10 protein-coding genes are annotated in these 15540 nt (G+C 72.0%); 2 read left to right on the top strand and 8 right to left on the bottom strand.

The window, feature by feature from the left end:
* Positions 1-138 precede the first annotated feature (138 nt).
* From ACFCXS_RS29010 to ACFCXS_RS28990, 5 genes are all read right to left on the bottom strand, one after another.
* Entirely contained in the window at positions 139-2604 is a 2466-nt protein-coding gene (locus tag ACFCXS_RS29010) for a CBM35 domain-containing protein (RefSeq protein ID WP_376646294.1), read from the bottom strand.
* Between the two features lie 190 nt (positions 2605-2794).
* The gene (locus ACFCXS_RS29005) at positions 2795-3832 is read right to left on the bottom strand and encodes a LacI family DNA-binding transcriptional regulator (protein WP_376646293.1); all 1038 of its coding nucleotides are present in this window, start codon (positions 3830-3832) and stop codon (positions 2795-2797) included.
* A 121-nt stretch (positions 3833-3953) separates the two neighbouring features.
* A complete protein-coding gene (locus tag ACFCXS_RS29000; protein ID WP_376646292.1) occupies positions 3954-5069 on the bottom strand; it encodes an acyltransferase family protein in 1116 nt (371 codons plus the stop codon).
* 206 nt (positions 5070-5275) lie between these two features.
* Complete coding sequence (locus tag ACFCXS_RS28995; RefSeq protein WP_376646291.1) at positions 5276-6907, bottom strand: cellulase family glycosylhydrolase; 1632 nt, start codon at positions 6905-6907, stop codon at positions 5276-5278.
* A 302-nt stretch (positions 6908-7209) separates the two neighbouring features.
* Positions 7210-8319 carry a GDSL-type esterase/lipase family protein gene (locus ACFCXS_RS28990; RefSeq protein WP_376646290.1) on the bottom strand — a complete coding sequence of 370 codons (1110 nt, stop codon included), beginning with the start codon at positions 8317-8319 and terminating at the stop codon, positions 7210-7212.
* Positions 8320-8600: 281 nt separating this feature from the next.
* Between ACFCXS_RS28990 and efeU the strand changes: the two genes are divergently transcribed.
* Complete coding sequence (gene efeU, locus ACFCXS_RS28985) at positions 8601-10754, top strand: iron uptake transporter permease EfeU (RefSeq protein WP_376646289.1); 2154 nt, start codon at positions 8601-8603, stop codon at positions 10752-10754.
* A gap of 50 nt (positions 10755-10804) precedes the next feature.
* Positions 10805-12076, top strand: coding sequence for an iron uptake transporter deferrochelatase/peroxidase subunit (gene efeB, locus ACFCXS_RS28980; RefSeq protein WP_376646488.1), 1272 nt, complete (start codon positions 10805-10807; stop codon positions 12074-12076).
* A 148-nt stretch (positions 12077-12224) separates the two neighbouring features.
* Here the strand turns inward: efeB and ACFCXS_RS28975 are convergent, their stop codons facing one another.
* The 3 genes from ACFCXS_RS28975 to ACFCXS_RS28965 are packed head-to-tail and all read right to left on the bottom strand — an operon-like array spanning position 12225 to position 15242.
* Positions 12225-13721, bottom strand: a complete 1497-nt coding sequence (locus ACFCXS_RS28975) for a tripartite tricarboxylate transporter permease (RefSeq protein ID WP_376646288.1) — start codon at positions 13719-13721, stop codon at positions 12225-12227.
* A gap of 1 nt (position 13722) precedes the next feature.
* Positions 13723-14262 carry a tripartite tricarboxylate transporter TctB family protein gene (locus ACFCXS_RS28970; RefSeq protein ID WP_376646287.1) on the bottom strand — a complete coding sequence of 180 codons (540 nt, stop codon included), beginning with the start codon at positions 14260-14262 and terminating at the stop codon, positions 13723-13725.
* Positions 14259-15242: a Bug family tripartite tricarboxylate transporter substrate binding protein gene (locus ACFCXS_RS28965; RefSeq protein ID WP_376646487.1), complete on the bottom strand. Its 984-nt coding sequence runs from the start codon at positions 15240-15242 to the stop codon at positions 14259-14261. Before ACFCXS_RS28965 ends, ACFCXS_RS28970 begins: the two co-directional genes overlap by 4 nt.
* Between the last annotated feature and the right edge of the window lie 298 nt (positions 15243-15540).

The raw sequence follows: 15540 nt of genomic DNA, 5'->3' as shown, positions 1-15540 counted from the left end.
CCCACTTCCACCCCTGGGGGGGGGGCGGTTTTTGTTCTATCCGCCCGCGGCTCCTTTGGCCACCCCCCCCCCCGCCCGGGGCCCCCCCCCCCCCCCCACGGCGGGCTGCGGCACCGGATCCGTCCGTCACCGCACGGCTCAGCCCACGACGCGGCCCAGCTCGATCCGGTCGATGTCCGGCGCCCAGGCGGTGGCGTTGCCGAACGTCACCCTGTTCGCCCCCTTCGCCAGATCGACCGGGACTCCGACCGTCCAGTAGTCGTCCCCGCTCCAGGTGTTCTTGAAGGTGACCTTCCGGGCCGCGGCGCTCCCGACCCGGATGTCCGCCGTACGGGACATGATGTCCGTGTTGTAGGCGTGGCCGTTGTCCCGGCGGTCGTTGTGGGCGTAGTGGACGACCAGCATGTACCGGCCGGACCTGGGGGCGTCCACCCTGAACTCGGCGGTGCTGGAGGGACCGTTGCCCAGCTCGCCGATGTACGAGCCGGCGGAGGCGTGCGGGGAGCCGACGAGCTTCGCGCCACCCGCGAGCACGGCCGAGGCGGCCTCGTAGGAGAGGGTGCCCGCGGCGGAGCCGTCGCCCGAGACGTCGAGCGAGCGGACGGCGGCGTGGCCCGACGTCATCGCGACCCGGTTGTTGCCCGCGACGAGGTACAGCCGCAGCGGGCGGCCGGGCGCCGCGGTGACGGTCTCGCCGTGCAGGGCCAGTTTCACAGCGGCGGAGGCCCGCGGGGTGACCGTGTAGTAGCCGTCGCGCGGGGCGTAGACGTCGAAGACGGCCCTGTCGCCCGGGCGCAGCACCAGGGCGCCCGTGCCCACACCGGCCGAGGACGTGTAGTCGTAGGACGGCTTGCCGCCGATGTCCGCCAGGGTGGCCTCGTACGCCGCGGCGGGCGCGCCCGTGCGGGCCGTCAGGTCGATCCGGTCGAGCGTGACCTCGGCGTCGCCCTTGGCCAGCACCAGCCGGTGCGTTCCCGCCGTCAGCCGGACGCCGACGTCCTTCCTGGCGCGGTAGGTCCAGTTCTCGGTGGAGGCGTAGGTGACCGTCACCGGGTCGGCGCCGTCGACGATCAGCTTCTGCGTGGCGGGGCCGCCGGACTGGTTGCCGTAGAGGATCGCCAGGTCGTAGGTGCCGTCCTTCGGCACGTTCACCGTGAACGCGACCTGGCTGCCGGGCTGGTCGAGGGAGCCCACGTCCTTGGTGCCGGAGGCCGCGTAGCCGTTGGCGTTGCTCACCGTGCCCTGGGTGTAGACCTTGCCGTCGGTGACGGCCGCGTCCTCGGCCTCGTACGACGCCGACCACGGGACGGAAGCGGCGGACGGGGTGCCCGAGCCGCCGGGGGTGAGGACGATCCGGTACGCCGACATCTTGTGCAGGCCACGCAGCGGGACGGTCGCCGAACCGTCCTCCGCGATCTTCACCTTGGTGCGTGCGAGGACCCGCGGCGCCGCGTGCTGCCCCTCGTATCCCGACCAGGCGGCCTCGGCGACGGTCGCGGTGACCGTACGGCCGAACGCGGACCCCGGGACGTTGCGCACGACCACGTCCGCGTCACCGTCCGCGCCCCCGAGCAGCACCTGGGCCTGGCGGCGGGAGGTGTCCAGGGAGGCGAGGCCCTGGAGGGTGTCGACGGTGTTCGGCCGCGGGGGCGTCACCTTCACGGTGTTCCCGGTCAGACCCGCGTACCAGCGGAACAGCCACCAGCCGCCGTTGGGGCTGTTGGTGCGCACCATCTGGCCGCTGAGATTGCCGGCGGCGTCCCAGTACGCCATGTTGGCGTACACCTTGTTGCGCTCGAACATCGACACCCACTGCACGAGCTGCCCGGGCACGGACAGGTCGCGGCGGTTGGCGTACTCGTCGATGTTGATCTTCAGCGGTGCGATGCCCGCCTCGCGCTCCAGCGAGCGGTAGTCGTCGTAGTGCGCCTGGAAGTCACGAAGCGAACCGGAGCCGAGCTCGTGCCAGGTCATCACCTGGGGCAGCACGTTCTCCCGCTCGGCGAAGGCGAGGAAGTCCCTCAGCAGACGGGTGTGGTACCCGGCCTCGTTGGGTCCCGCGATCCGCGCGTCCGGGTCGATCGCCCGGATCCGCTGGTACACCGTCTTCCAGTCCCTGAAGAACCGGTCGCGGTTCTTCTCGTACTGCGCCTGGTCCTGGACGTCGAGCTTGTACCAGATCTGGTCGGGCTCGTTGAACGGGATGTAGACGAATCGTTCGCTGTTCGGGTCGGCCGATATCTCCTTGACGATCTTGTCGACCTTGGGGAGGTAGTCGTCGATGCCGAGGTCCTCGTACGGCCACTTCGCGTAGATGTCCTGCATCATCACGTTGATCTCACCGCCGCCGGTGCGGAAGAACGACCGGGAGACCGTGAGCGCGTCGCCGTTGGGATGCTGGGCGCCGCCCTCCGGCTTCTGCGAGACGCTGGTGATCTTCAGTGGCTCCAGCACGGCGTCGCTGGGCACCCCGTCGTCGCTGAGCCCGTAGAGGGAGCCGTTGGCGCCGAGCATCACCGGGCCCTCGGACGAGTCCAGGTCGACGGTCAGGCGCTGCGGACCGGCGGCTGCCGCCGGCCCGGTCGCGGGAAGGGTCGCTGCCATGGCGGCTGCTCCAAGTAGTGCTGCGAACAGGGCGGTTCCGGTACGGGATCTCGTGCGGGTGGGGGTGATCACGCTGCTGGACCTCCGGTCACTTGACGGCTCCACTGGTGATTTCCGGACACGATCTCTCGCCACAGTCGGGTACGGCCCAGGAAGCCGGATGCGCGACTGCGGTGCTCACTGGGGCTGTTCAGGCACGGGCGGGCGGTGGGCCCGAGCTCTCCCGCACGACCAGTTCCGGTTCGGACACGGGATGCGGGGCGACCGGGGCGGACTCCTCCAGGGCGCCGTGCAGCAGGGCGAAGGCGGCCCTGCCGAGGCCGGTGAAGTCCAGGCGCACGGTGGTCAGCGACGGGGTGAGGAAGGCGGAGTGCGGGGCGTCGTCGAACCCGGCCACGCTGACCTCGCCGGGCACCGACCGGCCCGTCTCGTGCAGGGCGCGCAGCACGCCGAGCGCGAGATCGTCGTTGCCGCACAGGATCGCGGTGACGGACGGGTCCCGCGCCAGCTTCAGCGCCGCGGCGTGACCGCCCGCCGGTCCCCAGCCGCCCTGCGCCGGACGGGGTTCCGGGGCGCCCGCCTCCTTCAGGGCCTGCCGCCAGCCGCCGGTGCGGGCGCTGGTGCGGCGGGTGCTGGAGGGGATGGCGACGTAGTGCACGGTCTCGTGGCCGAGAGACAGCAGATGACGGGTCGCCCGGTAGGCGGCCTCGCGGTCGTCGGCCCACACCCAGGGGCTCTCGCCGCCGGGCGGGCTCGCCGGGGTCTCGACCACGCCCACGACCGGCACCCCGGCGGGCACGGCTCCCAGCGCCCGCACACCGGCCGGGTCGTAGGCGATCACGACGATGCCGCCGCCCGCGTCCGTCGCGCGCTGCACTTCGGCGGCGACGGCCGCGTCGTCGGCGGATTCCAGCACGCCGATGCCGACCGCGTAGGAGGCGGCGCGGGCGGACTCCTCGATGCCCTGGAGGATCGAGGCGTAGCCGTAGTGGGTGGTGTTCGCGGTCAGCACGGTCACGGTGCGGGTGCGCCCGCTGGCCAGCGCGAGGGCCGTGGCGTTGCGCCGGAAGCCCAGCTCCTCGATGGCGGCCTGTACCCGCTCCCGGGTGGACGGCCGGACGCTGGGATGACCGTTGATCACCCGCGAGACCGTCTGGTACGAGACCCCCGCGGCCGTGGCGACATCCCGGATGCTCGCCGGGCGTCTTGTGTGACCGGTCACATTCATGTCGAGAATTGTGATCGGTCACACGTCGATCGTCAAGAGAGAGTAACGCGCGGGTGGGGGAGCGCCGCACACGCCCCGCGGCCGGCCGCGGTGAGAGCGGCGGCCTGCCCTCCCGGGTGTCTCAGGCCCGTACGGCGTTGCGCTCCCGCGCCCGCTCGCGTGCGTCGCGGCGGAACGCCCAGGCCATGTCGGGCTCGATCACCCAGCGGAACACCCGTCGCACCGGCGGGGTGCACAGCACGGTCACGAGCAGCGCGGCGACGACCGTCACGAGGATCTCGCCCGGGGGCCGGTGCACCCACGCCGGCTCGTACCAGCCCCAGAACTTGGATCCCTGCGCGACGAAGCCGTGCAGCAGGTAGCCGTAGAGCGTGCCCGCGCCCAGCACCGTGAACCACATGCGGCGGCCGGGCACCCAGGCCAGGAAGCAGGCGACCAGGACCAGTGAGCAGCCGAACGTCACCAGCGTCATCACGGGCCCGTACCAGGAGGGCGCGGCCAGTTCCTCGGCGCTGTCACGGTGGTAGAACCAGGCTCCGCTCATCCGGGGCACCGCCCAGTAGGCCACGACGAGCGCCCCGGCGAAGACGGGCACGGCGGCGATCCGTGCCGCACGTCGCCGCACCAGCCGGAAGTGCTCCGCCCGCAGCAGCAGACCGAGGACGAAGTAGGGCAGGAACTGCAGCGTGCGCTGCAGGTCGAGGTCGTTGCCGATGGACGGCGAGAGCGTCGCCAGCATCGCGACGGCCAGGGCCACCGGCAGCGGCCACCGCACGCGCTGCCAGATCGGCGTGGTCAGCCGCCAGACGAACAGGGCGATCAGGAACCAGGTCAGGTAGAGGGGGTCCAGCAAGGTCACCGGCCGGTCCGGTTCCTGGTCGGTCCACCGCGTGAACAGGGTGTACGCCGTCTCGAAGACGATGTACGGCACCGCGAGCCCGGTGATCAGCCGCCTGATCCGCCCGGGGCTCGCGTCGAAGGAGCGCGAGAAGTAGCCGGAGATCACGATGAACGCCGGCATGTGGAAGGCGTACACGACCATGTAGAGGGCGGAAGCCGCCCGGCTGCCGTCCCGCAGCGGCTCCCAGGAGTGCCCGATCGCCACCAGCACGATCGCCAGGTACTTCGCGTTGTCGAAGAACGCGTCCCGGCGGCCGGCCGGCTCCGGCACGGGCGGCGTCTTGTGTTCCGTCGCTCCGCTCGGGACCGCGCGGATGCGCAGGGTGTCCTCGCTCATCACGCCCCCCGTGCGGCGTGCGGGGAACCCGGACGGCTGTGTACGCGTCTTGCCGGGGATGCGGCTGTGGGGTGCCGGTGCGACATCCCCGCCGCCTGACCACTGCGCAGCGACGTAAACCGCTTTCCGTGCGGCTGTAGCGCGGATCACATCGAGGGTGGTGCCGCCGCGCCCCGGGCCGCGGCGGCACCGCCGTACGGGGACGGTCAGCTCACGGAGCAGTCGGCGCCGTTCAGGGTGAAGGCCGTCGGGCTGGGGTTGGCCGTCGACCGGGAGGCCGTGAACCCGAGGGTGACCGACCCCGACGCGGGGATCGTCGCGGTGTACGCGGCGGCCGCCACGCTCACCGCGCTGCCGGTCTGGGTGGCCGTACCGCCCCAGAGGTTGGTGACGCGCTGGCTGTCCGGGAAGGTCCAGCGCAGCGTCCAGCCGTTGATCGCCGACGTGCCCGTGTTGCGGAGGACGATCTCGCCCTGGAAGCCGCCGGGCCAGCTGCCCGTCACCCGGTATCCGACACCGCAGGCCGAGGGCGAGCCGCCGGACGGGGTCGTGACCGTCACCGTCCCCGAGCGGGGAGAGCGGTTGCCGGCGGCGTCGCGCGCGTAGACGGCGAAGGTGTGGGAGGTCGCGGGGGACAGACCGGTGAGGGTGGCAGTGGTCTTCGTGGTGCTGGTGACGGCCGACTCGGAGCCGCCGCTGATCCGTACGACGTCGTAACCGGTGACGCCCGTCGCGTCGGAGGCGGCGGCCCAGGCCAGGGTGGCGGACGAGGACGTCACGCCGGAGGCGGTGGGGGTCCCGGGGGCCGTCGGAGGAGTGGTGTCGCCCCCGCCGGAGCCGTAGATCGCGGCCTCCTTGGCCGTGGCCGCGATGCCGTTCGCGCCGTTGAAGAGGCGCTGTCCCCAGGAGGTGAGCTGGTCCGGGTCGAAGTTCGTCACCAGGTCCAGGTACTCGACGCCGCCGCCGTTGCCGCTCCACGACCAGCCGAGGTAGCCGAGCCGGAGCTGCTGGGCCACCGCCAGGATGGTGTCCTCGTCGGGGTTGCCGTCCGAGTGGTCGTGGCCGAACTCGCCGATGACGATGGGCAGTCGGGCGGTGACGAACCGGTTCAGGTAGTCGGTGATCTCGGCGGCGGTGTCGAAGACGCCGTACATGTGGACCGAGAAGACCGTGTTGCGGTCCGGGTCGGCGGCGAAGACCGAGGCGGCGTTGTCGCGCATCGTGAACGCCCAGTCCTGGCCCCAGTTGGGAGCGTCGACCATGATCGTGTGGTCGAACCCGGCGTCGCGGAGCTTGAGGATCGCGGCCTTGGTGTCGGCCGTCCACGCCGTGTAGCCGGTGTTGCCGTGCGGCTCGTTGCCGATGTTGACGATGACGTAGTCCTCCTGGCCGGCCAGCACGTTCTTCATGTCGATCCAGTAGTCGGCGGCCCGGGAGAGCGAGACGGCGCCGCTCTGCTCGCCGTAGCCCGTGGTGTCGTGCACCTCCAGGACGCAGATCAGCCGGTTCTGCTTGCACTGGGCGACCACGTTCGCCACGTCGGCGGCGTCGTTGCGGGTCCAGCGGTCCCCGCTGGAGAGGACCACGCGCACGGTGTTGGCGCCCTTGGCCTTGATGTGGGCGAGGGAGCTGACGCGATCCGGATACCAGGTGTGGGCGTGGTTGACGCCCCGCATCACGAAGTCGTTCCCGCCGGCCTCCAGCAGCCGGCCGTTCTGCACCCGGAAGCCGGTGGGCGCTGCCTGGGCCGGCGGGGTCAGTACGAGGAAGGACAGGAAGAGGGCGAGCAGGGCGGCGGCCACGGTGGCCGGGCGTGGAGAGGTGGGGCGGAGTCTCATGAGGGCTCCAGAAGTGGGGGTAGTGGGGGTCGAGTGGCGCTCGTTCTCCGTCGCGCTGTCGTGCCGGACGGGGCCCTGCCGTCCTTGCTCGGTTCGGGTGCGGGTTTCGGAGGGGCCGGGTTCGGGTGGGCACGGTTCGGGGGGGGCGGAGGTCGGGTGTGCAGGTACCGGTGGGCCGGGTTCGGGCGGGCACGGTCCGCACGGTGCAGGCCCGGGTGCACCTGTGCCCGGGCGCTTCCGGCCCGGCACGGCCGTCACCCGGCACGGCCGTCACCCGGCACGGCCGTCACCGGGTACGGCCGTCACCCGGCGGGTGCCTTCCCGGCGCAGGTGACCGTCGCCGCCGGGGTGCCGGTCGTCGCCGGGGCGGTGGCGATGAAACCGAACGTGGCGCTCGCGCCGGGGGCGAGGGCGCCGTTCCACGCCGCGTCGGTGACGGTGGCCGTTCCGTCGGCGGCCGTGGTGAGGGAGCCGTTCCAGAGCTGGGTCAGACGCGCCCCGCCAGCCGGCACGACGGTCGCGGTCCAGCCCCGCACGGCGGAGCCCGACGTGTTCGTCACCGTCACCTCGCCCTGGTAGCCGCCCTGCCAGACGGAGACGGCCCGGAAGCGCGCGGTGCACGCGGCGGGGTCGCCGCCCGGGCCGCCAGGGTCGTCCGGGTCCTGCGGCACCCCGGCGTCGAGGGCCGCCGCCAGGGCCGGGAACCAGCGGGCCGCGATCTTGGCATCGCCGGACGCGTTGGGGTGCACGCCGTCGTAGGTGTCGGTGGCCGTACCGAAGCCGGTCCACTGGTCGACCACGGTGACGGGGGAGCGCTCGGTGCCGGTCGCCCGGGCCCAGCCGGGAACGCGCGCGTTGAAGTCGACGACACGCTGGGCACAGGCCGGGCAGGTGGCGGGGTTCATGGGGATCAGCTGCGCCACCAGGATCCGCATGTCCGGATTCGAGGCCCTCATCTGCCCCACGAGCTTGGTGTAGGCGGCGAGGATGCGGTCGGGCGCGATGCTGCTCCAGACGTCGTTCGTGCCGAAGTGCATGACAACGATGTCCGGACGTGTCGAGGACAACCGGCCGGGCAGCAGGTTCTGGTCCGCCACGTTGGTCACCAGCTCACCTCCGTGGCCCTCGTTGTCCCCGTCGTGGGCTTGCCCGCAGCCCTGCGGGGGGAGCGTGCCTACGAAGTCGATGTCCTTGTACCCGCTGTCGACCAGCCGGTTCCAGAGCACGGCCCGCCAGCAGCCCGGCGAGCCGGTGATCGAGTCGCCGAGCGGCATGACCCGGACGGGGTCCGCCGCGGGCGCGGCCGACGCGCGGGGCGTGAACGTCAAGCCGAGGGGGAGGAGCAGGGTGGCCAGCAGGCCGAGGACGGACAAGACCCGTAACTGCGGGGACGGGTGGGGGGTTCCGTGCATGGTGGTCCCTTCCCTGGATGAGGTGGGAGCGCTCCCAGCACATCAAGCCATTGTTGTCATTGACGCGTCAAGAGGTGGGGAGGCGGAAGGGTCAGGTCCGGAGGTCGAAGGCTGGTCCCGTCACGCGCCTTCGGCGCCCCCTGAGGACTTTTGCCGGGCCATGAGGCATTCATGACCGGATGCCCAGAGAGCCGAGTCCATGATGGTCGGCGTCGGTAAGGCATGCCTTGGCTAACTCGCTCCGCGAGGCGCCGGGCGTTGGGCCGGGAGGGCCGCGCTACATGTGGGACGACTCGTTTCCGAGCTTTCTGATAGGGCTGAGGGAGGGGCTGGAAGCCGGGCTCGTCGTCTCCGTGCTGGTCGCCACCCTCGTGCGGGCGGGGGCCGGATCGCGTCTGGCGCAGGTGTGGACCGGAGTACTGGCCGCGATCGCGCTGTCGATGAGCTTCGGCGCGGTGCTGACCTTCACCGCCGCCTCCCTCTCCACCACCGCGCAGGAGGCATTCGGCGGCGCCCTGAGCATCGTCGCCGTCGCCTTCGTCACCGCGATGGTCTTCTGGATGCGACGCTCCGCCCGCAGCCTCGCGGGCGAGATCAGGGAGAAGGTCACCGAGGCGCTGACCATGGGCGCCGGGGTCCTGATCCTCACCTCCTTCCTCGCCGTGGGACGTGAAGGGCTGGAGACCGCCCTGTTCCTGTGGACCACCGCCCGGGCGGCCGACGAGTCGGCGGGACCGCTGACCGGCGCGGGTGCCGGGCTCGTGCTCGCCGCCGCCCTGTGCTGGGGGCTCTACCGCCGGGTGCTGCGCATCGACCTCACCCGCTTCTTCACCGTCACCGGCGCGGTGCTCGTCGTCATTGCCGCGGGCGTCCTCGGCTACGGGCTGCGCGACCTCCAGGAGGGCGGGGTACTGCCCGGCGGGACGGCGTTCGCCTTCGACCTGACCGGCAGCGTCGACGCCGGCTCCTGGTACAGCACCCTGCTCCAGGGCGTTCTCAACCTGACTCCCGCGATGACCTGGCTCCAAGTGAGCGGATACGTCGGCTATCTCGCCGTGGTGATGCCGCTGTTCGTCCGGGGAGCGCGCGCGGTGCCGGGAGCCCGTGGGACCGCCACGCCACCCCCGCAGGCGAACCCGCGATCCGACCGGCCCGCCGATCCGCAGGTGAACCCGTCATCCGACCGGCCTGCGGATCTGCCTGTGAACCCGTCAGCCGACCGGCCCGCGGGTTCACAGGCGAAGCCCTCATCCGACCGGCCCGGCAGCCGGGCGGCGACCCGCCGTCGTCTGCTCCTCCCCGTCACCGTCGTCGCCGTCCCGGCCCTCCTCGCCGGTTTCGTCGTGGCCCTGGCTGACTCCAAGCCCGCCGCCGGTCAGACCGTCGCCGTCTCCGGGACGGACTGCGGTCAGGGCTTCACCGCGCCGCAGCCGGGGCGGCAGGACTTCCGGATGCACAACACGGGCAACCAGACGTCCGAGGTGTACCTGATCGACCCGTCCTCGAACGCGGTCTACGGCGAGATCGAGGGCCTTGCCCCCGGCACCACCCGGGACCTCGTCGCCACCGTGGCGGGCGGCACCTACGCCTGGCGCTGTGTGCCCACCGACGGCAGGGCCGTCACCTCGAAGGCGGTCCGAGTCGCCGGAGCCGCCGGAGCCCACGCCGTGGTCCCCGTCACCCAGCGGGATCTCACCACACCGCTCAAGGCGTACAGGGCGTACGTGGACCGGGGCCTGTCGACGCTCGTCACCCGGACCAGGCGGCTCAGCGACGACATCCGGGCCGGGCACCTGGAGACCGCCCGCACCGACTGGCTGACCGCCCACCGCACCTACGCCTCCCTCGGCGCCGCCTACGGCACCTTCGAGGACTTCGACCAGAAGATCAACGGACGGCCCGACGGGCTGCCGGGCGGCGTGCGCGACCAGAACTTCACCGGCTTCCACCGGATCGAGTACGGGCTGTGGCACGGTCAGTCCGCCGCGCAGCTCAAAGGCGCCGCACAACAGTTGGCCGACGATGCCGCCGGGCTGCGGAAGGCCTTCCCGCATCAGAACTTCGACCCCTCCGACCTGCCGCTGCGCGCCCACGAGATCCTGGAGAACACCCTCCAGTTCGAATTGACCGGCGACACCGACCAGGGCAGCGGCACCGGACTGGCCACCGCCGACGCCAACCTCGCCGGCACCCGTGAACTGCTCACCGTGCTCCGGCCGTTGCTCACCACGCGTGCTCCGCGGCTGCTGCCCACCGTCGACGCGGACATCGCCCGCCTTCAGCAACTGCTCGACTCCGCACACCACGGCAGCCGCTGGACCCCCGTCGACCGGCTCGACCCGGCGGCGAAGGCCCGGATCGACGGGGCCACCGGGCAGCTCCTCGAAGACCTCTCCCCGGTGCCGGACCTGCTCGAGATCAGGAAGGCCGCATGAGCGCCGAGCGTCGCCACCACCCCGCACAGGAATCCGAAGGGAACACCTCCATGCCGTCCGCCGACACGCCGACGGGCTGCCCCGCCCACACCGGCCGCCGCTCCTTCGTGAAGACGGCCCTCGGCGCCGGCGCCGCCGGAGCGGTCCTGGCCGGGGGAGGGCTCGCGCTCGCCGAGAGCGGCACCGGCACCGCCCGGGCGGCCGGGCAGCAGGGCGCCGGTCCGGTGGCCTTCCACGGAACCCACCAGGCGGGGATCCTCACCCCGGCTCCGCCGGCCGCCGCCTTCGTCTCCTTCGACGTCATCGCCGACCGCCGTGCCGAACTGGCCGACCTGCTGAAGACCCTCACCGAGCGGGCCCGGTTCCTCACCTCCGGCGGCACGCCCGCGGACCTCGGCGTCGGCGCCCCGCCCTCGGACAACGGCATCCTCGGCCCCGTCGTACCGGCCGACGCGCTCACCGTCACCGTGGGGGTCGGCGCCTCGCTCTTCGACGACCGCTACGGACTCGCCCCGGCCAAGCCGCACCGGCTCACGCCCATGCGGACCTTCCCCAACGACGATCTGAACCCGGCCGAATGCCACGGTGACCTGTCCTTGCAGATCTGCGCGGCCCGCCAGGACACCGTGCTGCACGCGCTGCGCGACATCGCCAAGCACACGCGGGGCGCGCTGCAGATCCGGTGGCGCGTCGACGGCTTCCAGAACGTGCCCCGGCCCAGCGGCGCCCAGCGCAACCTGCTGGGCTTCAAGGACGGCATCGCCAACCCCGACGTCGCGTCGGCCCGCGAGATGGACCACCTGGTGTGGGTCGGCGACGGACAGGGCGAGCCCGCGTGGACGGCCGGCGGCAGCTATCAGGTCGTCCGGATCATCCGGATGCTCGTCGAGTTCTGGGACCGGGTCTCGCTGTCCGAGCAGGAGCTGATGTTCGGCCGGCGCAAGGACACCGGAGCGCCGCTGGACGGCGCCCGGGAGACCGACAGCCCGAACTACCTCAAAGACCCGCACGGCACCGCGATCCCGCTCGACGCACACATCCGGCTCGCCAACCCCCGCACCCCGAAGACCGACAACTCCCGTATCCTCCGACGGGGTTACAACTACGACCGGGGCGTCGACAGCGTCGGCGACCTCGACATGGGACTGGTCTTCTGCTGCTACCAGCAGGACGTGCGCCGCCAGTTCGAGGCGACCCAGACCCGGCTGATCGACGAACCCCTCGTCGACTACATCTCCCCGACCGGCGGCGGCTACTTCTTCGCCCTGCCCGGTGTGCGGGACTCCTCCGACTGGCTGGGCAGAGAACTGCTCTCGGCCTGACGCTCGGGTCCGGGCCGAACGCAGCCCCCGGAAGAACGGCGACCCGCACGCGCGAGGTTCAGGAACGCGCGTACGGGTCGCTGCGACCGGTGGGGGACTGATCCGCCGCCTGCACCGGCCCGGGTGCGGCCGCCGCGACGGCCGGACCTCAGGCCTCGGCTCTGCCGCGCGGCGTCACCGCCTTCCGCAGCAGCGGCCACACCAGCAGCAGCACGATCACCGCGTACACGGTCACCGCGAACGGCGTGTTGACCAGACCCGTGACACTGCCGTCGCTGATCTGCAGGGCCCGCCGCAGCTGCTGCTCGGCGTTCGGGCCGAGGATGACGCCGATCACGGCGGGCAGCACGGGCAGCCCGTAGCGGCGCATGCCGAAGCCGATCAGGCCGATGATCAGCAGGATCACCAGGTCGATCACCTCACCGCCGACGGCGTACGCGCCGACCGCCGCGAAGAACATGATCCCCGCGTACAGGTACGGCCGCGGGATGCGCAGCAGCTTCGCCCACACCGGCGCCAGCGGCAGGTTCAGCGCGAGCAGCAGCACCATGCCGACGAACAGGGAGGCGATCAGGCCCCACACCAGGTCGGGTTCGCGCTCGAAGAGCAGCGGACCCGGCTGGATGCCGTACTGCTGGAAGGCGGCCAGCATCACGGCCGCGACCGCCGTGGTCGGCAGACCCAGGGTCAGCATCGACACCAGGGTGCCCGCCGCCGAGGCGGACGCCGCCGACTCCGGACCGGCGACGCCCTCGATGGCGCCCTTGCCCCACTCGTCCTTGTGCTTCGACAGACGCTTCTCCGTCACGTACGACAGGAAGGTCGGGATCTCCGCGCCGCCTGCCGGGATCGCGCCGAACGGGAAGCCGATGAACGGGCCGCGCAGCCACGACTTCCAGGTCCGGCGCACGTCCTCGCGCCCCAGCCAGGGGCGCCCCACCGGGATCGGCTCGGGCGGCCTGCGCCGCAGGTGCGCCGCCACCCACAGGGCTTCGCCGATCGCGAAGAGACCGACCGCGACGATCACCACGTCGATGCCGTCGGCCAGTTGCAGCGAGCCGAACGTCAGGCGCTGCTGGCCGGTCATCTGGTCCAGCCCCACCAGGCCCAGGGTGAGGCCGATCAGCAGGGAGGCGAGGCCCCGGATGCGGGACGAGCCCAGCACCGAGGTCACCGCGATGAACGCCAGCACCATGATGGCGAAGTAGTCCGGCGCGCCGATGTCCACGGCCAGTTTCGCGACCGTCGGCGCGAGCGCCACCAGCAGCAGCGTGCCGATCAGGCCGCCCGCGAAGTGGCCGACGGCGGCCGCCGCCAGGGCCTGGGCGCCGCGCCCGGACTTCGCCATGGGGTTGCCCTCCATGGCCGCCACCACCGCCGCGCTCTCACCGGGCGTGTTGAGCAGGATGGAGGTGGTCGAGCCGCCGAACATCGCTCCGTAGTAGATGCCGGCGAACATGATGAACGCGCCGATCGGGTCGAGCCCGTACGTCACCGGCAGCAGCAGGGCGACCGCCATCGCCGGGCCGATGCCCGGCAGCACGCCGATCGCCGTGCCGAGCAGCACACCGATGACGGCCCACAGTAGGTTGATCGGTGTGAGGGCCGTACCGAAGCCGTCCAGCAGGGAGTTGAAGGAATTCATGTCACAGCACTCCCATCAGCGGACCACCGGGCAGGGGCACTCCGAGCAGGTTGTTGAAGACGATGTAGGTGACGAGGGAGAGCCCGGCGGCGATGAGCGGATCGCGGTCGATCCGGCGGCTGCCGAGCGCGAAGGCCGCACCCCAGAAGAGCAGCGCGCCCGCGACGGGGAAACCGAGCGGTTCGATCAGCACGGCGGCGCCGAGGAACACCCCGGCGAGCAGCAGCACGGTGCGCCAGTCGGCGGGCTCGGACAGGTCGACGTCCTCTCCGCCCTCGGCCTGGCCACGGCCGCCGCGCAGCACGTCCAGGGCGAGCAGGGCGGCGATGACCAGCAGCCCGGCGCCGACCACGACCGGCACGGTCTTCGGGCCGACCGGACCGCGCTGGGCGATGTCGACGTCCATGGTGAGCGCGTCGGTCAGGACCAGGACGCCGAGCGCCAGCAGCAGGACGCACACGCCGAGTTCGGAGTGCTCCCGCAGCCACGAGCGCCGTTCGCCGCCGGTCTGCGCGGTGGGTATGTCGGTCTGCGTCGTCACAGTCCCAGCTCCTTCAGCACCGAAACCACGCGCTTGTCCTCGGCGTCGAGGAAGGCGCCGAACTTCTCGCCGGTGAGGAACGCGTCGTCCCAGCCGTTCTGCGCCAGGGACGTGCGCCATTCGTCGGAGCCGTGGAGCTCTTCGATCAGCTTCACGAGTTTGTCGCGCTCCCCGTCGTTCAGGCCGGCCGGGGCGACGATCCCGCGCCAGTTGGTGAAGTTCACGTCGTAGCCCGCTTCCTTCAGCGTGGGCGCGTCCAGGCCCTCGACGCGTTCCGGGCCGGTGACCGCGAGGAGACGCAGCTCGCCCGCCTTGATCTGGTCCTGGTACTCGCCGACTCCGGAGACACCGAAGGCGACCTTGTTGCCGAGGATCGAGGCGAGCAGCTCACCACCGCCGTCGAAGGGGATGTAGTTGACCTGCTTCGGCGGGATCCCGGCGGCCCGCGCCATCAGCATCGGCGCGAGGTGGTCCGGCCCGCCGGGCGAGGAGCCGCCGCCCACGGGGAGCTTGCCCGGGTTCTCCTTCCAGGCGCCGATCAGGTCGTCGATCGTCTTGTACGGCGAGTCCTTCGCCACGACCACCACGTCCTGCTCCTCGGTGAGCCGGGCGATCGGCGTGGTGTCCCCGAGCGTCTTCGGCGCGTCGTTGGAGCGGACGGCGCCCACCACCCCGAGCCCCATGGACATGGCGAGCTTGCCGTTGCCGTGTTCGCTCACCAGCCGGCTGAGCCCCACGGTGCCGCCGGCGCCGGGCAGGTTGAACACCTCGATGTTGTGGGTGAGTCCGGCGTCCTCGGCGTTCTTCGCGGCCGTCCGGGCAGTGATGTCGTAGCCGCCGCCGGGCGTGTTGGGGACCATGAAGCGCAGGCCCGGGATCTGTGTGCCGGTCTCGGAGCCGCTGCCGGTGGTCAGCAGCGGGGGTCCGACGAGCACGAGCACGGCGGCCCCGAGCAGGGCGAGGGGGGTGCGCAGGCGCACGAGTTCCACCACCTGTCGGTACGTCGATGCGGGTGTGAGTAAAGGCCCTGTGAGGGAGGGTGACGTGCGCCACATGGTGCCCGGGCTCCGGTGGGTTGTCTGCCTTCCGGAAGCAACGGAGGTTTTGGTCATTGCGGTCGCCGGAAGTGCCGTCCGGTGCGAGCCGGACGCACGAGGGGCCGCGGGGCGCGCGGGCCCGGGGGCCCCCCGCACCCGGGCGAGATAGCCGTGTGGGACCCCGGGGGGCCCCCCCCCCCCCCCCCCGGGGGCCCCGCGGGCCCCCCCCGGTGGGTCGGCG

This window comes from Streptomyces sp. NPDC056373 (genome assembly GCF_042262425.1).
Lineage (GTDB): Bacteria > Actinomycetota > Actinomycetes > Streptomycetales > Streptomycetaceae > Streptomyces.
This window is presented reverse-complemented; position numbering and strand designations above follow the sequence as displayed.